Origin of the sequence: Ciceribacter sp. L1K23, from assembly GCF_018122705.1 — a bacterium.
Classification (GTDB): domain Bacteria; phylum Pseudomonadota; class Alphaproteobacteria; order Rhizobiales; family Rhizobiaceae; genus Allorhizobium.
In genome coordinates this window covers 3,622,932-3,643,467 of the sequence record NZ_JAGRRC010000001.1, presented here as the reverse complement: position 1 = coordinate 3,643,467, position 20,536 = coordinate 3,622,932, and the positions used below count along the sequence as shown (strand labels likewise).

Sequence of the window (20,536 nt, the reverse complement as noted above, 5' to 3'; positions counted from 1 at the left end):
GTTGATTTGATCGAGCTGCACTGACAAACATCCCGCATGTTCTTACTATCGAAAATCAGCTGGCTTGCGATTCAGCCTCTTTCGGTCGCCTTCGCGCTACTGTTCATCGGCACCGTTCTTCTATGGCTGACATTTCGCCGGTCCGCTCTGATATGTCTCTCGTCGGCTGTCGTCATCCTGTTCGTAACCCTCTTCACCACGGCCGGCGCGTTCGGCTTGCAGGCATTGGAAGGTATTTTTCCGCGTTCGAGTGAAGGTTCTGAAGACGTCAGTTGCATGATCGTCCTTGGAGGTGCGCTGGAGACGGAAGTTTCGACCGCGCGAGGCCGGCTCGAGTTCACACAAGCGGCCGACCGATTCCTGGAGATGGCACGTCTGGCCACAGCATTTCCGGATGCAAGGATCGTCGTTTCGGGCGGCGATGGATCGTTCAGTGGCACCTATATGGGCGACGCCGAGGCTTCGGCTGTGTTCCTTCGTGGATTGGGCATAGATGCTTCCCGCGTGATCCGCGAAACCTCATCCAGAACAACGCACGAGAACGTTGAGAACACGAAGGAGATGGTCGAGAAACTTGCACTCCCTCCATGCCTCCTGATCACCTCCGCGTTCCATATGCCTAGGTCGGTCGGCCTCTTTCGCAAAGCAGGTCTTGAGGTCGTGCCTTGGCCTGTCGATTACCGAACTAGCGGCAAGGTCTCACTGAGGCTTGATTTCACCCAGCCGACCGCAAATGCACAGCTTACGTCCACGGCCGTTCGGGAGTGGCTGGGGCTTGCCGCCTACCGGCTGTCGGGTCATATCGATCAGTTGCTGCCGAGACCAGACTGAACGACTACTTTCTCGAGATAGTGAGGAATTTCGTCCCCCTGACACGCACCGTCATCTCACAGGGCTCGCTGTCGGTACGCTCGCAGTAACGCGGGTGCATCTTCAGCACGAAAACCATGTTGCCGAAGCGCTTGATGAAATCGTATCCATACATCTGCGCGGTAGCGATCATGAAGTATCCGCCCTCCTTGACCTGGAGGTAAAAATTGTAAGGGCATCCTTCCTCGCTACAGTCAGGGCCTCGATCGCCATCGCAAACAACGGCACCCTCATTGACCACCGCATCAATAATGCCATCGTTGTTGATGTCGATACGGCTGATGAAGTCGCCTTCGTACTGAACAATGTCACAACGCTTCTCGAAGTGTTGTTTCTCATAGATCTCGGGATCGTTCAGCAGTTGCTGCTGCGCCAGAGGGGGCGAAGCGCTCACCACGAGAAGAGCCAGCGCCAGTGAAAGCATCCCCACCTTTGCGGATGGCGGCCTCAATGCGGTATGCATATCCAATCGTCCTTGTGACACGAAAGCTACTCACCTCAAGTTTGGCTGCAAAAGGTTCAAAAAATGCTTCTTGAGCTGTTTGATTATGCCGGTGTTGCGGTTTTTGCCGCCACGGGAGCACTCGCTGCCTCACGGAAGCAACTGGACCTCATCGGCTTCATCTTCATGGGTTCGATCACAGGCATCGGCGGCGGAACCTTGCGGGATCTGGTGCTCGGAACGCTTCCGGTCTTTTGGGTTCTGAACCCTAACTACTTGCTGGTATGTGGAGCGGTAGCCGTTATCGTCTTCTTTACGGCGCCTCACCTTGAATCGCGATATCGACTGTTGCTTTGGCTTGATGCCATCGGACTTTCGGCCTACTGCGTAATAGGGGCAGTAAAGGGCCTGGCTGCCACCGGCTCTCCGACAGTCGCCATCGTCACCGGCACCCTCACTGCAACATTCGGCGGAATTCTCCGAGATGTCGTCGCCGGGGAACCATCGGTGCTGCTCAGACCGGAGATCTATGTAACCGCCGCCCTCGCAGGTGCCAGTGCCTTCACTGCGTGCGATGCGCTGGGGCTGGGCTTGCACCTGTCGTCGGCCGCAGGCGTTTTCACGGCCTTCACCATCCGTGGCGGTGCGCTAAAATTCGGATGGACAACCGCGAGGTACCGCTCGCGACCCGGCAGACACCCAGACGAGATACCCAAGTGATTTGGGTTAGGGACTAGGATGCCTTCGCCCGCAGCCGGATGATGACATCAACATGGGCTATTTCCATGCCCTCAGGCGGGTCAGGAAGGTTTCCGATTTCAATGTTGCTAATCGGAATGTCGAGAACCTCGTTTTGGCCTTCGACAAAAAAATGATGGTGGTCCGAAACGTTCGTATCGAAATAGGTCTTCGCGCTCTCAACTGCCAACACGCGAATTAGGCCCGCTTCGGTGAACTGATGAAGGGTATTGTAAACAGTGGCAAGGGAGACGGGAACATTTGCCGTCGTCGCTTCCTCGTGCAGTTCCTCGACCGTGAGATGGCGATCTCCCTTTGCGAACAACAGCGTTGCAAGCGCTACACGTTGACGCGTCGGGCGCAGACCCGAATGTCGCAACTTGCTTTCAATGTCGATCATCGCCATTTCATCCATACGGACGATCTCCGCTCGGTCGTTGCACCGATCTCTGTCGTGTACGGATATAACTTTGAATGGATCGCCTTTCAATACTTGACCCGCGCCGTCGGGATAAGAACGGGCCGGTTTTGCGGGATTTTTCCGTTTGGCCTCTGGTCGTAGGCGGCCTCATCCTGTATGCGACAGCGGTCAAATTGAAATACAAAGCCTGACCGAGGTCGAGGACACGGCAGCCAAGGTTGCACTTCTCATTGATCTGGTCTTGCTCTAAACCTCCGAGGGTTCATAAGGCCGACGGGAGGAGAAAAAGAAACACCATGACGACAAGACAATCCAGCTTCAACTACGAAGAAATCCTTGCCTGCGGCCGCGGCGAGCTGTTTGGCCCGGGTAACGCGCAGTTGCCCCTACCGCCGATGTTGATGGTGCACCGGATCACCGACATATCGGAGACGGGTGGCGCATTCGACAAGGGGTACATTCGTGCCGAATACGACGTGCGTCCGGACGACTGGTATTTCCCGTGTCATTTTCAGGGGAACCCGATCATGCCCGGCTGCCTTGGCCTTGATGGAATGTGGCAGCTGACCGGCTTTTTCCTTGGCTGGCTCGGAGAGCCGGGTCGCGGCATGGCGCTTTCCACCGGTGAAGTCAAATTCAAGGGCATGGTTCGACCAGACACCAAGCTTCTGGAATATGGCATCGACTTCAAGCGTGTCATGCGTGGCCGCCTCGTGCTGGGCACCGCGGACGGATGGCTTAAAGCCGATGGCGAAACAATCTATCAGGCCACCGATCTGCGCGTCGGCCTCTCGAAGGACAAGACCGCCTGATCGGCGCTCGTCCGTTTGAAAACAAAGAAGGTCTAGGAAATGAGACGGGTAGTTGTAACGGGTCTTGGAATCGTATCCTCCATCGGCAACGACGCCGCGGAAGTGACGAATTCGTTGCGTGGCGCGAAGTCGGGCATTTCGTTCTCGCAAGACTTTGCCGAGCACGGCTTCAGGTGCCAGGTTTGGGGAAGGCCGACACTCGATCCGACCGATCTTGTCGACCGCCGCGCCATGCGTTTCCTGTCCCAGGGCGGCGCATGGAACCACGTCGCGATGAAACAGGCGATTGCCGATGCCGGCCTCGAAGAAGGCGACTATGCGCAGAAAGAGCGCGTCGGCATCGTCATGGGTTCCGGTGGGCCGTCGACGCGACAAGTCGTGGAAGCGGCCGAAATTACCATCAAAAACAACAGCCCGAAGCGAATCGGTCCCTTCGCAGTGCCCAAAGCGATGTCTTCAACCGCTTCGGCGACACTTGCTACCTGGTTCAAGATCCATGGTGTCAACTACTCCATTTCTTCCGCTTGCTCGACGTCGGCCCATTGCATCGGCAACGCGGCCGAACTTATCCAATGGGGCAAGCAAGACATGATGTTCGCAGGCGGCCACGAGGATCTCGACTGGACGATGTCGAATTTGTTCGACGCCATGGGAGCCATGTCCTCAAAGTTCAATGACACACCTGAAACGGCCTCCCGCGCCTATGACGCAAACCGGGATGGCTTCGTCATTGCGGGTGGAGCGGGTGTTCTCGTTCTGGAAGAACTCGAACACGCGAAGGCGCGCGGCGCGAAGATATATGCCGAAATCGTTGGCTACGGTGCAACCTCTGACGGTTACGATATGGTCGCGCCGTCGGGAGAAGGTGCCATCCGTTGTATGCGGCAGGCGCTATCGACAGTGAAGGGCGAGGTTGACTACATCAATACTCATGGCACATCGACACCGGTCGGTGACTCCAAGGAGATTGGAGCAATCCGCGAGGTATTTGGCACCAAGATCCCGCATATACAGTCGACCAAGTCGCTGACGGGACATTCTCTGGGCGCAGCGGGAGTGCAGGAGTCCATCTATGGGCTGCTGATGATGCAGGAACGCTTCATTGGCGAAAGCGCGCATATCAACGAACTCGACCCCGAGTTCGACGGCGTGCCGATCGTGCGGCAGCGTATAGACAACGCCAAAATCGATACGGTTCTTTCGAATTCGTTCGGTTTCGGTGGCACCAACGCCACCTTGGTGTTCCAGCGCTTCAACGGGTGACTTCATGACCGGTTTCATGCAAGGAAAACGCGGCCTCATCATGGGTGTCGCCAACAACCACTCCATCGCCTGGGGCATTGCCAAGACACTTGCTGCACAAGGCGCCGAGATGTGCTTCACCTATCAGGGAGAGGCTCTTGGAAAGAGGGTCAAACCGCTCGCTGCCGAACTGGGCTCGAATTTTGTCGTGCCATGTGATGTGGAGGACATTGGCTCCGTCGACGCGGTGTTTGCAGAAATGGGAGAGCGCTGGGGCAGCCTCGACTTCCTGGTTCACGCGATTGGCTTTTCCGATAAGAACGAGTTGAAGGGTCTCTATGCCGACACGACGCGGGAAAACTTCTCGCGCACCATGGTGATCTCATGCTTCTCGTTCACCGAGGTGGCTAAACGAGCCGCAGGTCTTATGAATGCCGGAGGGTCAATGTTGACTTTGACCTACAACGGCTCACAGCGGGTAATCCCCAACTACAACGTCATGGGTGTGGCGAAGGCAGCTCTTGAAGCCTCCGTGCGCTATCTCGCAGCGGATTACGGTCCACGTGACATTCGCGTCAATTCCATCTCCGCAGGGCCTGTACGAACACTGGCTGGGGCCGGCATATCGGATGCGCGGGCAATCTACACGTGGAACCAGCAGAATGCTCCGCTGCGGCGCACCCCGACGATCGAGGATCTCGGGGGTTCTGCGCTTTATCTATTGTCTGATCTGTCGCGAGGCGTAACAGGCGAAGTGCACTACGTCGACGCGGGCTACAGCATCACATCCCTGCCGACGCTGGACAAACTCCGCAAGGCTGATACCGAGTAGCCTGAGAGAAGAAGCCTGACGCAACCTCATGCTGCGTCAGGCGATCAACCGGGGCATGGTCCGCCAGGACGAGCAAAAGCCCTCCGGCCCCGGTCTATCCGTTTTTGCCGTCAAAAATCCCGAGGCCGAGAGCCAAGCTTACCGCGTGCAATAGGTTGCGTGCGCCTAGCTTGTGCTGTGCATTTGCCAAATGCCGCTCCGCAGTCATCCTGTCCTGAGTGAGGGAGGCCCCGATATCATCGATCCTTCGCCCTTCCGCCACCTGATAAAGACACTCAACCTCAATATCCGTAAGCGAGAGACGTTGGACGTGATGCGAAAGGTGTGATTCCTGCATTCTCATTGCCGCATGACGCAACGAGCCGTATGCCGGCCGTGCGTCGTATTGATGTGTGAAGGGAAACGCCGACGCTTTCTCGCGTCGTCAACTTGGCGGGCTATATACACCCAACGGCTGAATGAGCAATTCACGTCTTACGCCAAAAACTTCACATCGCGGCCGGTAGCGTCGATCAGCCAGCCCGCCTTTCGCGCATGGCCTTAGGTGTCGTTCCAAACCAACGTGTTACAGAACGAGTGAAGGCACTGGGAGCGGAATATCCGAGCCGATAGCATATTTCCGATATTGGAAGCTCGCTGTCAGTCAGCAGGCGCAGGCTAAGGTCTCGCCTCACCTGATCGCGAATGTCATTTAGATTCGTATCATGCTCCGACAGGCGTCGCTGGAACGTCCTCTCCGATATACCGAAGTATGGAGCTATGTCTCTGAGGGAAATCGCAGGATCTGCGATCCGCAGCATCATGTAGTTGCGGACCTGATCAACGAAGCTATCGCTTCCGACAGATTCCGTCGGTCTCATAGACCGGCACTGTATGTCCATGAGATTGAACAGTTTCTCGTCTCCGCGCGGGTTGCGCAGAGACAGCAGCTCTGTCGGTACACGAATCTTGTTGATCTTAGCGCCGAAATTTATCCGCCTTGCCAGAAGCTCTTTAAAAATTTGGAGGTTACGCGGCCGAGGGCGCTCCAAATCCATCTCGACCGTCTCCCACTTGCCTGCGACGATGTCACGGAGCCGCTGCATGACAAGGGCTACAGACATATCAACATACTGATCTCTCTTGACAATCACCGGAGCGAATGTCCAAGCCAGCTCGACAAACTTCTCTCCTAAGGCCAGTTTAAAAAAGCTGGTATGCGTCGCATACTGTACGTGATCTTCCAGGAAATGCAGGAAATGGTTCACCGTCGGGGCGGCCATGAGACCATAGCCAAACGGCCCGGTGGAGCCGGCCACAAACTTTTCGGCACAACGCAGCCCAAATGCCTCGTCGTTGGACAATACGGAACAGGCCTCAAGCAACCTGCACAAGCGGTCGAGGCTGATACGTTCCGTCAGGCTCTGAAACAGTGCGGGATCAATGTCGAGTGCCCTGCAGATGGGCGCAATATCAATACCATATGACATCGCATGGGCTGACACCGCCGAGGCAATACCCGCGACGCTGGTGATCTCATCCGTCAGACTTTTCGTCAAATTTGACACGATGGCGCCCAGAGTTAACCAGCTGGCGCCGTAGGTTAAGCCTGGGGCCGTTCATTGTCGAGTGCGACGTCACATTGAAGCTAGCGCTCGATGCTAACGCTTGCCCCACAGAAGCTTAAACCTCGCGTTCCTGCAGGTTTCACCATGGCTCTTAAAGTTCTCGGCCAAAACCGCTTCATAGGGAAGCCCACGATTAGCGACAAGCATCAAAGATCCACCTGGCCTGAGGCTCGCCGCCGCAGTCCGAATGAAGGCTTGTCCGAGCCCCGGCTCTGCGGCTCGGCCCTGATGGAACGGTGGGTTCATCATGATGAGATCGAACTTCGACTTTACCGGCTCACCAACCAGGTCGTGCCAGTGAAAGCGCGCCAGCATTGCGGGATAGCCTTCGCTCATGTTTTGCTTTGCCGCTTCCAACGCAGCGTAGTCCGCCTCGAAAAGATCAATGCTAGCGGTCCGCGGGGCACGCGCGGCAAGCATCGCCGACAGATACCCCCAGGCGGCGCCGAAGTCGGCGGCATTGCCATCGAAGTCGGTGGGTAGCCGAGAGGCGAGCATTTCCGATCCCTCGTCAATCCGCTCGTGGGAAAACATGCCCGGAGCGGTGTGAAATCGCCCCTCCACCAAAACTTCGCGCGCGCTCAGCGCCTCAGCAACCGGCTGCGGATCTGACGGCACTTTGACCCAGACGGCAACACCATGGAACTTCGGCATATGCTCAGGTTGAAGTCCCAAGCCGTGCAGCCGCTTCCTGAGGGACTGGATCCCGTCTTCCTTGCTACCGGCTATCACGACCCATCCATCAGGCTTCACTCGATGCATAGCCTCCGCAACGAAGTTCTCGTTCTCGGCACGGTGGCGACCAGCCAATATCAAGGCACCGTCATAATCACTGCCGGCGATGTCGGGTCGGACCGTTGCGCCGGTGGATTGCAGTTTCAAGAATTGCGCCCGCTGCGATTGAATGCAGTCGATGTCCGCCTCGAACTCTGCGGGCCGAGCTTCGCCAGCCTCCGCGCCGAGGAAAAGATAGCGCTTTCCCTTGCCCGGCATCGGCAAGACGTCGGTTAAAAAGGGATGAAAAAGGGTCTTCAGCGTTTCACGTGACATGGCGACAGCTCTTTGGATAACGAAAAAGGCGCGGAATTTCTCCCGCGCCCCGAATTACGAATAAAGCCCGCCTTATTCGGCGGCTTCGCCTTCGTCTTTCTTCTTCTCGGCAACGATTTCCTGACCCGTTGTCTGGTCGACGACCTTCATGGACAGGCGAACCTTGCCGCGCTCGTCGAAGCCCATAAGCTTGACCCAGACCTTGTCGCCTTCCTTGACGACGTCCTGGGTCTTTGCAACGCGCTCGGACGCAAGCTGCGAGATATGGACGAGGCCATCACGGGCACCGAAGAAGTTAACGAAAGCGCCGAAGTCCGCGGTCTTGACGACCGTGCCTTCGTAGATCGCGCCGACTTCCGGCTCAGCAACAATCGAGTGGATCCACTTGCGTGCCGCTTCGATTTCCTTGCCAGAAGACGAGGCGATCTTGACGGTGCCGTCGTCTTCGATGTTGATTTTTGCACCGGTCTTTTCGACGATTTCGCGGATGACCTTGCCGCCCGAACCGATGACTTCACGGATCTTGTCGACCGGAATGTTCATCACTTCGATACGCGGAGCGAATTCGCCCAACTGGCCACGGCTTTCCGACAGCGCGTTCGCCATTTCGCCGAGGATGTGCTTGCGGCCGCCCTGGGCCTGGGCAAGCGCGACCTTCATGATCTCTTCGGTGATACCGGCGATCTTGATGTCCATCTGCAGCGAGGTGATGCCATCGGCGGTACCGGCAACCTTGAAGTCCATGTCGCCTAGGTGGTCTTCGTCACCCAGGATGTCGGAGAGAACAGCGTAGCGTTCGCCTTCGAGGATCAGGCCCATGGCGATACCGGCAACCGGCTTGGCCAGCGGAACGCCGGCGTCCATGAGAGCGAGCGAGGTGCCGCAAACGGTCGCCATCGAGGACGAGCCGTTCGACTCGGTGATCTCGGAGACGACGCGCAGCGTGTAGGGGAACTGTTCAGCCGACGGCAACATCGGACGGATGGCGCGCCAGGCGAGCTTGCCGTGACCGATTTCGCGACGACCCGGAGAACCCATGCGGCCCGTTTCACCGACCGAGTAGGGCGGGAAGTTGTAGTGCAGCAGGAAGCGTTCCTTGTACATGCCGGTCAGGCTGTCGACATACTGCTCGTCTTCGCCGGTGCCGAGCGTGGCGACCACGATCGCCTGGGTCTCGCCGCGGGTGAAGAGGGCCGAACCGTGCGTACGCGGCAGGATGCCGACTTCCGATACGATCGGGCGAACCGTCGACAGGTCACGGCCGTCGATGCGGCTCTTGGTGTCGAGGATGTTCCAGCGAACGATCTTCGCCTGCAGGTGCTTGAAGACGGCACCAACGACTTCGTTGGTGTACTTCGGCTCTTCGCCTTCAGGGAAGAAGTGTGCCTTCACCTTGGCCTTGACGGCGTCGACAGCGGCGTAACGATCAGCCTTCTGGGTGATCTTGTAGGCTGCGCGCAGTTCGGTTTCGGCGATCGAGAGCATTTCGGCTTCGAGAGCGGAATGATCTTCCGGTTCGAATTCGCGCGGCTCCTTGGCAGCCACTTCGGCGAGCTTGATGATCGCGTCGATGACCGGCTGGAAGCCCTTGTGGCCGAACATGACGGCGCCGAGCATGATGTCTTCGTTGAGCTCCTTGGCTTCGGACTCAACCATCAGAACGGCGTCCTGCGTGCCGGCAACGACGAGGTCGAGGACCGACTCGTCCATCTCGTCGAGATGCGGGTTCAGCACGTATTCGCCGTTGATGTAGCCGACGCGGGCGCCACCGACCGGGCCCATGAACGGAACGCCAGAAAGCGTGAGCGCGGCCGAGGTTGCAACCACCGACAGGATGTCGGGGTTGTTCTCGAGGTCATGCTGGATGACGGTGACGACGACCTGCGTGTCGTTCTTGTAGCCTTCCGGGAACAGCGGGCGGATCGGACGGTCGATCAGGCGCGAAACCAGCGTTTCGTTTTCCGACGGACGTCCCTCGCGCTTGAAGTAGCCACCCGGGATCTTGCCGGCGGCATAGGTCTTTTCCTGGTAGTTGACGGTGAGCGGGAAGAAGTCCTGACCCGGCTTCGGCGCCTTGGCCGAAACGACGGTGGCGAGAACCACGGTCTCGCCGTAGGTGGCCAGAACGGCACCATCAGCCTGACGGGCGATCTTGCCGGTTTCGAGCTTCAGCGGGCGGCCTGCCCACTCGATTTCGACGCTGTGCGTATCAAACATATCTTGTCCTTCATATGCGGACGTTCCTCCTGCCGATGGGGCAGGCTGGGTCGGTCTGCAATGTGCTGACGCATCACGGGCAAGACAGTGGGATGCTTCTGGCGCGGCGTCTGCCGCCTATGCATCCTTGAGGATGCGGAAGCGTCCAACAATCCTGCCCCATGACAGGTCATCGGTTGTTTTCTGGCGGCTCCGGCCCATCCGGACCACCATTTCGGCCGTCGGCATACCACCGACGTGTCATCGGATCATAAGTGTCCGACGAAAATCGGCGGGTCCCACGCGGGACCCGCCGAAACTTTTAGCGGCGAATGCCCAGACGCGCAATCAACTCGGCATAGCGGGCTTCGTTCTTCTTCTTGAGATAGTCGAGAAGGGAACGACGGCTCGATACGAGAGTGAGAAGACCACGTCGGGAGTGATTGTCCTTCTTGTGGCCCTTGAAATGCTCGGTGAGATTGTTGATGCGCTCGGTCAGAATTGCAACCTGAACTTCCGGCGATCCAGTGTCGCCTTCCTTCGTTGCATATTCCTTGATCAAGGCAGACTTGCGCTCGGCAGTAATCGACATCGGAAATCCTTTCTGGATTACGGGAAACAGGGACGCCAAAAGCCGGGATGTCGTCCAGCATTGGCCGTGAACGCGGGCACCCGAAGTGCCAGCTGCCGCCGCCTATACTCCTTTCTTTCAAGAAAGGAAAGAGCGGGCGACGGATGGGTTCAGCCGAACACCCGCCTTGGATGGAATTCTCCGCCAGCTATCTCGCCGATAGCGATGAGCTTGCCGCTCGCAAGAGCAACTGCTTCCGGTTCGGCGACCGGCGCATCACGTCCGCGAAGGATGATCGGGTTGCCCATCTTCAGCCGATGCGCCTGATCTTCAGTGATCCGGAGCTGCGGCAGGGCAGACAAGGCTTCAGCCGTATCGACAAGGAAAGCATCGAGAGCTGCAAGCCGTTCTTCCCGATCCTCGACGGCTTCCAGCGCCAAAAGCTCGGAAAGCGGCACCATCATGTCCTCGGCAAAGGGCGCGACCAAAGTTCGGCGCAACGAAGAGATGTGGCCATAGCAGCCGAGCTCGCGACCGAAGTCGCGCGCAAGCGAGCGCACATAGGTGCCCTTGCCGCATTCGACCTCGAAGTGCGCCCGGTCAGGCTCGCATCGCAGGAGCGTCAGTCGATAAATCTCAACCTCCCGCGACGGGATCTCCACCGTCTCACCCTCTCGCGCAAGGTCATAGGCCCTCTCGCCGGCGATCTTGATGGCCGAGAATTGCGGCGGGATCTGGCTGATGGTGCCGACATAGCTCGGTAGAATCGCGCGGAGCGCCTCTTCAGTCGGCCGCCGATCCGAGTACTGCGTGACTTCGCCCTCCAGATCATCCGTCGAGCGTTCTTCGCCCCAGGTCACAGTGAATTCGTAGATTTTCCGTCCATCCATCACATAGGGAACGGTTTTGGTCGCATCGCCGAGTGCGATCGGCAACATGCCCGACGCGAGCGGATCAAGCGTGCCGGCGTGACCGGCTTTCTGGGCATTGAACAGCCACTTGATCTTACCCACGGCTTCAGTCGAGCCGAAATCGACCGGCTTGTCGAGAATGAGCCAGCCCGAGATCGGGCGGCCCTTCGGCTTGCGGGGTTTGGACATCTAAGGTCTTTTCTCAGTCTTGATCTTCGTCGGAGCCGAGGTCACGCTGAACCTCTGGCGAGCGTAGCAGTGCATCGATCTTCTGATAGTTGTCGAAGCTCGTGTCATCTCGAAACCGCACTTCCGGCATGTATTTCATCTGGCGCAGCTGATTACCCAGCCGCCCGCGGATGAACTTGGCGTTCTTGTTCAGCGCGGCGATCACGCTGTCATGGTCCTTGACGCCGAGCGGCGTCACATAGGCGGTCGCGATCTTCAGGTCGGGCGACATGCGGACTTCGGAGATCGATATCACCGTCTTCTCGATCACGTCGTCGCGGACTTCGCCGCGCTGCAAGACCTGGGTGATGGCAGCGCGCACCTGCTCGCCGACGCGCAGCATGCGCTGCGAAGGCGCGGAACTTGTTGCTTTGCTCATAATCGTTTCTCAGTTGCCTTAAGAAGGCAGATGGGGATCGAACCCGGTAAGTGCCGCTGATTGCCTCTTCTTGACCCAGAGGTCAAGAGGAGGCGTCAACTTGAAGAGCGCGTTGAAGAAATGTGATCACGGCAATATGTGAGAAACTCGCGGCGGTCTTGATTGTTGAAGCCTCTGCTGGGAACCGCAATGTAGTATCGGCCACCTTCGTGGAACAACAAGATATAGGCACCATTCTCGACAATTTTGGTGGTGGTCGCCCATTCAAATTCGCAATGAAAGCCACGTATCGAGCTGCGAATTCCATCGTCGTTGACAACCTGATGCAGAGCGTAGACTTCATGTCTCTTACTTCGGTAGCCAAAACCCAAAATGAAGACAACGTTTAAGGCGACGAACGCGAACACAAAAGCCGTAACGCGCAGATACGGGTCCAAGGTGTCAAACCAATCTGCAGGCATGAAGGCAGTAGCGGCACTGCTAAGAAGAAATGCCAAGACACCTACAATGATACTGTAGAGCACAACACCCGAAAGGACGAAAAAGCTACGTGTGGCTGTGGCTAAAATATGCTTCGACTGAAGTGATGAGCTTGCGATGCGAGCTGCGGCGTCGATGTCGGTTGCGGTCCAACGATCTGAAATAAACCAAGAGCCGCCCACCTTGGAGGCGGACGGCTCTGGCAGAGTATTTGGCACTACTTTAGTCACGAATATCAGAGCGTACGCGTGACGTGTTCGACACGGAAGCACTCGATCGTGTCGCCCGCGCGGATGTCTTCGTAGTTTTCGAAGGCCATACCACACTCCTGGCCGACCGGCACTTCCGAGACCTCGTCCTTGAAGCGCTTGAGCGTTTTGAGCTTGCCTTCGTGGATGACGACGTTGTCGCGCACAAGGCGCACGCCAGCACCACGCTCGACTTTCCCCTCGACAACGCGGCAACCTGCAACCTTGCCGACCTTGGTGATGTTGAACACCTCGAGAATTTCGGCATTGCCGAGGAAGGTCTCGCGACGTTCCGGCGACAGCAAACCCGACATCGCCGCCTTCACATCATCCACCAGGTCGTAGATGATGTTGTAGTAACGGATTTCGATGCCTTCGCGTTCGGCTAGGGAGCGGGCCTGTGAATTGGCACGAACGTTGAAGCCGATGATAGCCGCACCGGACGCTTCCGCCAGCGAGATATCCGATTCCGTAACACCACCGACTGCGGAGTGCACAATACGGGCACGAACCTCGTCGGTACCCAGCTTGTCCAGAGCACCGGCAATTGCTTCAATCGAACCCTGAACGTCGCCCTTGATCACCAGCGGGAATTCCTTCACGCCAGAGGTCTGCAGCTGGTTCATCATCTGCTCAAGCGAGCCACGGGAACCGGACTGACGCGCCGCCGCCTTGTCGCGGGCCAGACGCTGACGGTACTCGGAAATTTCCCGTGCACGGCTTTCGTTTTCGACGACAGCAAACTTATCACCGGCATGCGGCGTGCCCGACAGGCCGAGGACCTCGACCGGCATGGCCGGTCCGGCTTCCTTCACGTGCTCGCCCTTGTCGTTCACAAGCGCGCGCACACGACCCCACTGCTCGCCAGCGACGATGATCTGGCCGGGCTTCAACGTTCCCTTCTGTACGAGAACGGTGGCAACCGCACCGCGACCGCGATCAAGCTCGGCTTCAATAACAGTGCCCTCGGCGGTCCGGTTCGGATTTGCCTTCAGGTCCAGAATTTCCGCCTGCAGAAGGATCGCTTCCAGCAGCTTGTCGAGGTTGGTCTTATTCTTCGCCGACACCTCGACATCAAGAACCTCACCGCCCATGGATTCGACAAACACCTCATGCTGCAGAAGCTCGGTACGGACCTTCTGCGGATTGGCAGTCGGCTTGTCGACCTTGTTGATCGCCACGATGATCGGCACACCTGCCGCCTTGGCATGGTTGATCGATTCGATCGTCTGCGGCATGACGCTGTCGTCCGCCGCGACCACAAGAATGGCGATGTCCGTTGCCTGGGCGCCACGAGCACGCATCGCGGTAAACGCGGCATGGCCGGGGGTGTCGATAAAGGTGATCTTCTGGCCGTTCTGTTCGACCTGATACGCGCCGATGTGCTGGGTAATGCCACCGGCCTCACCAGCAACGACATTCGCTTCGCGTATTGCATCCAACAAGGAGGTCTTGCCATGGTCGACGTGGCCCATGATGGTCACCACCGGCGGACGCGACTGCAGTTCACCCTCTTCGTCGGCCACGTTGAAGATACCTTCTTCAACATCCGATTCAGACACGCGTTTTACAGTGTGGCCGAATTCGGTGGCGATGATCTCCGCAAGGTCGGCGTCTATGACGTCACCCGGCTTCATCATCTGGCCTTCTTTCATCAGGTACTTGATGACGTCAACCGCACGCTCCGACATGCGCTGCGACAACTCCTGAATGGTGATTGTTTCGGGCAGGATCACTTCGCGCATGACCTTCTCGCGCGGTTCCTGCATCTGGCTGCGGCGGAACTTCTCCTGGCGGCGGCGCATCGCGGAAAGCGACCGGCCGCGTGCGCTGCCCTCCTCGTCATCGCCGACCGTCGTGATCGTCAACTTGCCGCGCCTGCGTTCATCGTCGGTTCGCGGACGAGCAGGGACCTTTGCTGGGGCCGGAGCCGCCACGCGACCACGACCCGGCCCACCACGGGGCGAGCCACGATCGTCTTCTTCCTCGTCACCGACCTTGCGGCCGCGAACGGGAAGAGCAGGGGCAGAAGGTGCCGCAGGCCTGACAGTCTCAGCCGACCGCGGTTGAGCGACAGACGGAGCCGCAGCCTGGGCCTCAGCCACGGCGGGTGCGGCCTCGCGGACCGCTTCTGCCTCGCGCTTGGCTTCCTCCGCCCGGGCGATACGTGCCTGTTCCTCTTCGGCCTGACGACGCGCTTCTTCTTGCGCCCGAAGTTTTGCCTCTTCTACGTCACGAGCCTGCGCTTCCTGGAGAGCACGCCGGCGCGCTTCCATCTCCCCTGCCGACAGGTCATGCAGCACGTTGACCCGCGGTCTTTGGTGCTGGGTCGGTTGCTGCGGCGGGCTTGGCTGGTGAACTCGCGGGGCCGGAGTCGCAGGCTGCGGACGCGGAGCCGCAGTCTGCGTCGGCGCAGCCTCAGGCGGCTTCGGCGCAATCGGAGTAATCGGCTTTTCATCTTCCGGACGATTAAGGCGACGCTTGCGGGTTTCAACCACAACTGCCTTGGTACGACCGCGACCCATATCCTGGCGCACGGTGCCCTGGCTCACGCCCGATGGCTTGAGGGTGAGGGTCTTCTTTCCCGTTACGCTGATTGTCTTGTCGTCTTTGTTATCGGTCATTCCGTTCCGTTCCTTCAGATCGGGAACGGATTGAACCGTCATCACCGATCGTACAATTCCTGTCGCATTCCGCAGAAGCCGGCCTTGGCCGGTGACCGCGTCATAGTCTCGTCGCTCCAGCAACGCGCCGCATGCCCGGCTCGCCACCGCGGTAACGCTCAAGCAGGTTTGCGCGTTTCACTACACCCTCACCCGCCTGCCCTGCAAGCGCTGCGGCATGGATAAACGCGTTCTCGCCCAAAAGAGCGTCCATTTCGTCCCCCGACAGCAGACTGTAGGACGGGATTTCCGCCTCAGTCTCCATCCCCAGATGCCAGGCCTTGCGGGCCTGGTTTATTTTTCGGACCCCATCGGCTGCCGCTTCCGTGGAGTGAAAGACAGCAATTGCCTCTCCTGTCCGAACAGCGAGTTCCACCTTGGCGGAGCCTGTCACGAACTGCCCCGCCTTTCGGGCGAGGTTCATCATTCCGGCCAACTGACTGCTCAGCAGTCGGTCGACCATCAAACCCAGTTCCGCATCGGCGACAACATCAGCCTTCAACGCACGCGCAAAAGCCTTGCGTGAGACGGCTTTGTCTACCAGGTCACGACGTGCCGTGACCCAACAGCCGCGTCCCGGCAGCTCCCTCTTGATATCCGGGACAACCCGTCCGCCGGGATCGGCAACGAAGCGGATGAGCGTCTCAGGTGTCCCCGCTTCGCGCGTGACAATACACGTCCGCTCGTTGGCTTCAGACACCTCGCCATCCTCCGGCTTGTTCGAGGGTCGCTCAGATCGAGCGACCATCAGCCTTCCTGCTCTTCGCCGTCTTGAGCCGCCGGTTCTGCGAGATCTTCCTCGGTGATCCAGCCGGCCGCCAGACGGGCCTGCACGATCATATTCTCAGCTTCGGCGCGCGAAACATCAAACTTGGAGAACAGCCCCTCATACTTCTTGGTCTCTCCGTTCTTGCGTTCCGTCCAACCAACTAGGTCGTCGGCGGCACAGCCTGCAAAGTCCTCGATCGTCTTGATGCCGTCCTCGCCGAGAGCAACCATCATCTGCGAGGTCATGCCATCAATTCCGCGCAGCTCGTCTGATACGCCGAGTTCCTTGCGCTTTGCATCCATCTCGCCCTCGATCTTCTCGAGGTATTCGCGAGCGCGGGTCTGGATCTCATTTGCGGTGTCTTCGTCGAAGCCGTCGATAGACGCAATCTCGTCGAGATCCACATAGGCCAGTTCTTCCACCTGAGCGAAACCTTCGGATGCCAGAACCTGGCCGACCATTTCATCGACATCAAGCGCGTCCATGAAGAGGTTGGTGCGCTCATTGAACTCCTTCTGGCGCCGCTCGGACTCTTCCTGCTCGGTCATGATGTCGATATCCCAGCCCGTGAGCTGGGACGCGAGGCGAACGTTCTGGCCACGACGACCAATTGCGAGCGACAGCTGTTCGTCGGGAACAACTACCTCGATACGTTCCGCATCTTCGTCCAGAACGACCTTCGACACTTCGGCCGGCTGCAGGGCGTTCACGATAAAAGATGCCGGATCCTGGCTCCAGGGGATGATGTCAATCTTTTCTCCCTGGAGTTCACCGACGACAGCCTGGACGCGCGAGCCGCGCATACCAACGCAGGCTCCCACGGGATCGATCGACGAGTCGTTCGAGATTACCGCGATCTTCGCACGCGAGCCCGGATCGCGGGCAACGGACTTGATCTGAATGATCCCGTCGTAGATTTCCGGAACCTCCATGGTGAAGAGCTTCACCATGAACTGCGGGTGAGTACGGGATAGAAAGATCTGCGGGCCGCGCTGTTCGCGCCGCACGTCGTAAACGAAGGCGCGCACGCGGTCGCCGTAGCGGAAAGCTTCGCGCGGAATCATCTCGTCACGACGGATAATACCTTCACCACGGCCGAGATCGACGATGACATTGCCGTATTCAACGCGTTTGACCGTACCATTGACGATCTCGCCAATGCGATCCTTGAACTCGTCGAACTGGCGGTCACGCTCGGCTTCGCGAACCTTTTGGACGATAACCTGCTTGGCAGACTGCGCGGCAATGCGGCCGAAGTCCATCGGCGGCAGAGGGTCGGCGATGAAGTCGCCAATCTTCGCATCAACATTCCGGTCACGAGCCAGCTCAATGGCGATCTGGGTCGAGTAATCCTCAACCTTCTCGACGACCTCAAGTAGTCGTTGCAGCCGGATTTCACCGGTCTTCGAATTGATATCGGCGCGAATGTTCGTTTCGCTGCCGTATCTCGACCGCGCAGCCTTTTGAATTGCATCGGCCATCGCCGCGAGAACGATCTCGCGGTCGATCACCTTTTCCCGGGCGACCGCGTCTGCGATCTGCAAAAGTTCGAGTCGGTTTGCACTGACTGCCATTGTCTTTTGTCTCCATCTGCCTGCCAGAATTCCGGCGGCCCTTGATGCCTGTTATTCGGATTCGTCGTTCTGGTTTGCCGCGCTCTCGCGCGCCAGCTTGTCGGCTCTGAGAGCCTCACGGATAAGGTCGTCCGTCAGAATCAATTTCGCCTCAGCGAGAGCGCTGAACGGAATGTCAACGGATGGCTGCTCACCATACGCTACCTGATCGCGCTCGATGGTAAACCCGTCATCAGCAACATTGAGAATCTTGCCGCGAAACCGCTTGCGACTATCGATCAGAATAGACGTCTCGCATTTCACGATATGACCCTGCCAACGGCTGAAGTCGGACTTTCTCACCATTGGCCTGTCTATGCCCGGCGAAGACACTTCGAGGTGATAGGCTTTATCGACTGGATCCTCCACGTCTAGAACAGGAGAAACAGCCATCGACAGTTCCTCGCAGTCCTCCACCGTCATCGTGCCGTTCGCGCGTTCCGCCATGATCTGAAGGGTGAGGCCATTCTGGTTCATAAGGCGGACGCGCACGAGCAAGAATCCCATTGCCGTCATAACCGGCTCTATTATTTCGGCGATACGCCGGTCGAGACCCGTTTCGACAACCAGTCTTGGTTCGTTAACCAGTGGCATTGCATCCGACAATCGTCATACTCCCCGGCAGCCTGCCGCATGGATCGATCGCCAACAAAAAAGAGCGGGTCCTTTCGGGCCCACTCTTCATCTGTCGATCAAGAATTTAGCCCTATATACATACCGCCCGGCGGGATTGCAAGCTTCGGCCTTTCGGTCCGCAGAATATCGATCGCTAGGGACCATCAAATCTCCGCAGTGCTAATGATACCACTTTAGACGTAACGAGCCAATGGACACCCCGGTGGCAACCAGAAAATCAATCCTTTCTCCGCTTGGAAACAGCACATTTCGCAGCATCTGGTTTGCGAGCATCGCGTCGAATCTCGGTGGGCTCATCCAGGGCGTTGGGGCAGCTTGGATGATGGCGTCCATCTCCACTTCGGAAAACATGGTGGCACTTGTGCAAGCCTCCACCACGCTGCCGATCATGCTGTTTTCGCTTGCTTCCGGAGCAATCGCGGACAGTTTTGATCGACGCCGTGTCATGCTGTCGGCCCAGATTTTCATGTTTGTAGTCTCGGCGCTGTTGACGACCTTTGCGTATCTCGATCTCATCGGCCCATGGGGGCTTCTCGCCTTTACCTTCATGATCGGCTGTGGCGTAGCTCTCAACAATCCATCCTGGCAGGCCTCCGTCGGAGACATGGTTGGCCGGGACGACTTGCCGGCTGCGGTATCCCTCAACTCAATGGGTTTCAACATCACGCGCAGTGTCGGCCCGGCCATCGGTGGCGTGATTGTTGCAACGGCAGGCGCGGCGGCGGCCTTTGCCGCCAACAGCCTCAGCTATTTTGCGCTTATGTACGCGCTGTGGCGCTGGAAGCCAGACTCCGGCCGGTCGACCCTACCCAGGGAACGCCTCGGAAGCGCGATTGCGGCGGGCCTGCGCTATGTTTCGATGTCGCCGAACCTTGGAAAAGTGTTGTTTCGCGGCTTTATGTTCGGCCTCACCGCAAGCGCGATCGTGGCGCTCCTGCCGATCGTGGCGCGCGACCTCGTTGACGGTGGTCCGTTGACCTACGGTTTAATGCTCGGCGCTTTCGGCGCAGGCGCGATCGGCGGCGCCGTCTCCAGCGCGAGGCTGAGGGAACTTCTGTCCAGCGAGGATATCGTCCGCGTCTCGTTCGCCGGTTTTGCGCTTGCGGCGGCTGTCATCGGTGCGAGCTCGAGTACTTTGGTCAGCAGCCTGGCGCTGATGATCGCCGGAGCGTGCTGGGTTCTGGCGCTGTCGCTGTTCAACACTGTTGTCCAGTTATCGACCCCCAGATGGGTCGTTGGACGAGCCCTTTCGCTCTACCAGACAGCCACCTTCGGTGGAATGGCGGCGGGAAGCTGGATGTGGGGGATGTTTGCCGAAAGCTACAGCCCCGCCAATGCGCTTCACGCCTCTAGCCTGCTGATGCTGGTCGGGCTTGCTATAGGGTTTCGCCTTCCAATGCCGGCGATGGCTTCGCTGGACCTCAACCCGCTGAACCGTTTCAACGAACCACCGCTCGCACTCGACATCAGACCCCGGAGTGGTCCTATCGTTATTCAGATTGACTATGAAATCGACGACTCCGATCTCAACGTGTTTCTCAGCCTTATGATCGAACGAAGGCGGATTCGTATCCGCGACGGTGCGCGAAACTGGACACTGATGCGAGATCTCGAAAATCCTCATCTCTGGATCGAGACATACCACACGCCTACCTGGGTGGACTATGTCCGACACAACCAGCGGCGGACTCAGCAAGATGCCGAAAACGCCGACCAGCTACTGGCCTTGCATCGCGGCGCATCAAGGCCCCGCGTGCACCGGATGATCGAACGGCAGGCAATCTCGCCATCCGACGACGTCTTCCACCAGCATATCGAGCCACATTGA

General features: G+C 58.3%; 19 protein-coding genes. 6 read left to right on the top strand and 13 right to left on the bottom strand.

Annotation, left to right across the window (positions count from 1 at the left end; translation table 11 throughout):
- Window positions 1–36: 36 nt before the first annotated feature.
- On the top strand, window positions 37–831 hold the full coding sequence (locus tag J5J10_RS17700; RefSeq protein WP_211930872.1) for a YdcF family protein: 795 nt from the start codon (window positions 37–39) through the stop codon (window positions 829–831).
- Window positions 832–835: 4 nt separating this feature from the next.
- Here J5J10_RS17700 and J5J10_RS17695 read toward each other — a convergent pair whose 3' ends face one another.
- A complete protein-coding gene (locus J5J10_RS17695) occupies window positions 836–1,294 on the bottom strand; it encodes a hypothetical protein (RefSeq protein WP_211931287.1) in 459 nt (152 codons plus the stop codon).
- Window positions 1,295–1,396: 102 nt separating this feature from the next.
- Between J5J10_RS17695 and J5J10_RS17690 the strand changes: the two genes are divergently transcribed.
- On the top strand, window positions 1,397–2,032 hold the full coding sequence (locus J5J10_RS17690) for a trimeric intracellular cation channel family protein (RefSeq protein ID WP_211930871.1): 636 nt from the start codon (window positions 1,397–1,399) through the stop codon (window positions 2,030–2,032).
- Window positions 2,033–2,045: 13 nt separating this feature from the next.
- On the opposite strand, the gene irrA is transcribed toward J5J10_RS17690, so the two are convergent.
- The gene (irrA, locus tag J5J10_RS17685; protein ID WP_208548032.1) at window positions 2,046–2,465 is read right to left on the bottom strand and encodes an iron response transcriptional regulator IrrA; all 420 of its coding nucleotides are present in this window, start codon (window positions 2,463–2,465) and stop codon (window positions 2,046–2,048) included.
- A gap of 302 nt (window positions 2,466–2,767) precedes the next feature.
- Between irrA and fabA the strand changes: the two genes are divergently transcribed.
- From fabA to fabI, 3 genes are read left to right on the top strand one after another with little or no spacing between them, the layout of a single operon-like run.
- Window positions 2,768–3,283: a 3-hydroxyacyl-[acyl-carrier-protein] dehydratase FabA gene (gene fabA / locus J5J10_RS17680; protein ID WP_211930870.1), complete on the top strand. Its 516-nt coding sequence runs from the start codon at window positions 2,768–2,770 to the stop codon at window positions 3,281–3,283.
- Window positions 3,284–3,322: 39 nt separating this feature from the next.
- Complete coding sequence (fabB, locus tag J5J10_RS17675; RefSeq protein WP_211930869.1) at window positions 3,323–4,546, top strand: beta-ketoacyl-ACP synthase I; 1,224 nt, start codon at window positions 3,323–3,325, stop codon at window positions 4,544–4,546.
- Between the two features lie 4 nt (window positions 4,547–4,550).
- Window positions 4,551–5,357 carry an enoyl-ACP reductase FabI gene (gene fabI / locus J5J10_RS17670; RefSeq protein WP_211930868.1) on the top strand — a complete coding sequence of 269 codons (807 nt, stop codon included), beginning with the start codon at window positions 4,551–4,553 and terminating at the stop codon, window positions 5,355–5,357.
- Window positions 5,358–5,869: 512 nt separating this feature from the next.
- Here the strand turns inward: fabI and J5J10_RS17660 are convergent.
- From J5J10_RS17660 to rimP, 11 genes are all read right to left on the bottom strand, one after another.
- Window positions 5,870–6,904, bottom strand: a complete 1,035-nt coding sequence (locus J5J10_RS17660; protein WP_349252081.1) for an AraC family transcriptional regulator ligand-binding domain-containing protein — start codon at window positions 6,902–6,904, stop codon at window positions 5,870–5,872.
- A gap of 93 nt (window positions 6,905–6,997) precedes the next feature.
- Entirely contained in the window at window positions 6,998–8,014 is a 1,017-nt protein-coding gene (locus J5J10_RS17655; RefSeq protein ID WP_211930866.1) for a class I SAM-dependent methyltransferase, read from the bottom strand.
- Between the two features lie 72 nt (window positions 8,015–8,086).
- Window positions 8,087–10,231 carry a polyribonucleotide nucleotidyltransferase gene (gene pnp, locus J5J10_RS17650; RefSeq protein ID WP_211930865.1) on the bottom strand — a complete coding sequence of 715 codons (2,145 nt, stop codon included), beginning with the start codon at window positions 10,229–10,231 and terminating at the stop codon, window positions 8,087–8,089.
- Window positions 10,232–10,532: 301 nt separating this feature from the next.
- Entirely contained in the window at window positions 10,533–10,802 is a 270-nt protein-coding gene (gene rpsO, locus J5J10_RS17645) for a 30S ribosomal protein S15 (protein ID WP_208548025.1), read from the bottom strand.
- Between the two features lie 149 nt (window positions 10,803–10,951).
- Window positions 10,952–11,881 (bottom strand): tRNA pseudouridine(55) synthase TruB, encoded by a 930-nt coding sequence (gene truB, locus J5J10_RS17640; RefSeq protein ID WP_211930864.1) that lies wholly within the window; start codon window positions 11,879–11,881, stop codon window positions 10,952–10,954.
- A 13-nt stretch (window positions 11,882–11,894) separates the two neighbouring features.
- Entirely contained in the window at window positions 11,895–12,299 is a 405-nt protein-coding gene (rbfA, locus tag J5J10_RS17635; protein ID WP_211930863.1) for a 30S ribosome-binding factor RbfA, read from the bottom strand.
- A 95-nt stretch (window positions 12,300–12,394) separates the two neighbouring features.
- Window positions 12,395–13,009, bottom strand: a complete 615-nt coding sequence (locus J5J10_RS22710; RefSeq protein WP_211930862.1) for a YcxB family protein — start codon at window positions 13,007–13,009, stop codon at window positions 12,395–12,397.
- Window positions 13,010–13,014: 5 nt separating this feature from the next.
- Window positions 13,015–15,651 (bottom strand): translation initiation factor IF-2, encoded by a 2,637-nt coding sequence (gene infB, locus J5J10_RS17625; protein ID WP_211930861.1) that lies wholly within the window; start codon window positions 15,649–15,651, stop codon window positions 13,015–13,017.
- A 100-nt stretch (window positions 15,652–15,751) separates the two neighbouring features.
- Window positions 15,752–16,438: an RNA-binding protein gene (locus tag J5J10_RS17620; protein ID WP_208548021.1), complete on the bottom strand. Its 687-nt coding sequence runs from the start codon at window positions 16,436–16,438 to the stop codon at window positions 15,752–15,754.
- The gene (gene nusA / locus J5J10_RS17615; RefSeq protein WP_208548020.1) at window positions 16,438–18,033 is read right to left on the bottom strand and encodes a transcription termination factor NusA; all 1,596 of its coding nucleotides are present in this window, start codon (window positions 18,031–18,033) and stop codon (window positions 16,438–16,440) included. The genes J5J10_RS17620 and nusA overlap by 1 nt, the downstream gene beginning before the upstream one ends.
- 51 nt (window positions 18,034–18,084) lie before the next feature.
- On the bottom strand, window positions 18,085–18,666 hold the full coding sequence (gene rimP / locus J5J10_RS17610; RefSeq protein ID WP_208552975.1) for a ribosome maturation factor RimP: 582 nt from the start codon (window positions 18,664–18,666) through the stop codon (window positions 18,085–18,087).
- Between the two features lie 232 nt (window positions 18,667–18,898).
- On the opposite strand from rimP, the gene J5J10_RS17605 reads away from it, so the two are divergent.
- Window positions 18,899–20,536, top strand: a complete 1,638-nt coding sequence (locus J5J10_RS17605; RefSeq protein ID WP_211930860.1) for an MFS transporter — start codon at window positions 18,899–18,901, stop codon at window positions 20,534–20,536.

Bases quoted from the DNA above. Each gene is read 5' to 3' on its own strand.
- fabI (WP_211930868.1), top strand. From the start codon at position 4,551: ATGACCGGTTTCATGCAAGGAAAACGCGGCCTCATCATGGGTGTCGCC.
- J5J10_RS17655 (WP_211930866.1), bottom strand. From the start codon at position 8,014: ATGTCACGTGAAACGCTGAAGACCCTTTTTCATCCCTTTTTAACCGAC.
- nusA (WP_208548020.1), bottom strand. From the start codon at position 18,033: ATGGCAGTCAGTGCAAACCGACTCGAACTTTTGCAGATCGCAGACGCG.
- rpsO (WP_208548025.1), bottom strand. From the start codon at position 10,802: ATGTCGATTACTGCCGAGCGCAAGTCTGCCTTGATCAAGGAATATGCA.
- J5J10_RS17690 (WP_211930871.1), top strand. From the start codon at position 1,397: ATGCTTCTTGAGCTGTTTGATTATGCCGGTGTTGCGGTTTTTGCCGCC.
- fabA (WP_211930870.1), top strand. From the start codon at position 2,768: ATGACGACAAGACAATCCAGCTTCAACTACGAAGAAATCCTTGCCTGC.
- truB (WP_211930864.1), bottom strand. From the start codon at position 11,881: ATGTCCAAACCCCGCAAGCCGAAGGGCCGCCCGATCTCGGGCTGGCTC.
- irrA (WP_208548032.1), bottom strand. From the start codon at position 2,465: ATGGATGAAATGGCGATGATCGACATTGAAAGCAAGTTGCGACATTCG.
- pnp (WP_211930865.1), bottom strand. From the start codon at position 10,231: ATGTTTGATACGCACAGCGTCGAAATCGAGTGGGCAGGCCGCCCGCTG.
- J5J10_RS17700 (WP_211930872.1), top strand. From the start codon at position 37: ATGTTCTTACTATCGAAAATCAGCTGGCTTGCGATTCAGCCTCTTTCG.
- J5J10_RS17695 (WP_211931287.1), bottom strand. From the start codon at position 1,294: ATGCTTTCACTGGCGCTGGCTCTTCTCGTGGTGAGCGCTTCGCCCCCT.
- fabB (WP_211930869.1), top strand. From the start codon at position 3,323: ATGAGACGGGTAGTTGTAACGGGTCTTGGAATCGTATCCTCCATCGGC.
- J5J10_RS17620 (WP_208548021.1), bottom strand. From the start codon at position 16,438: ATGGTCGCTCGATCTGAGCGACCCTCGAACAAGCCGGAGGATGGCGAG.
- rbfA (WP_211930863.1), bottom strand. From the start codon at position 12,299: ATGAGCAAAGCAACAAGTTCCGCGCCTTCGCAGCGCATGCTGCGCGTC.
- J5J10_RS17605 (WP_211930860.1), top strand. From the start codon at position 18,899: ATGGACACCCCGGTGGCAACCAGAAAATCAATCCTTTCTCCGCTTGGA.
- rimP (WP_208552975.1), bottom strand. From the start codon at position 18,666: ATGCCACTGGTTAACGAACCAAGACTGGTTGTCGAAACGGGTCTCGAC.
- infB (WP_211930861.1), bottom strand. From the start codon at position 15,651: ATGACCGATAACAAAGACGACAAGACAATCAGCGTAACGGGAAAGAAG.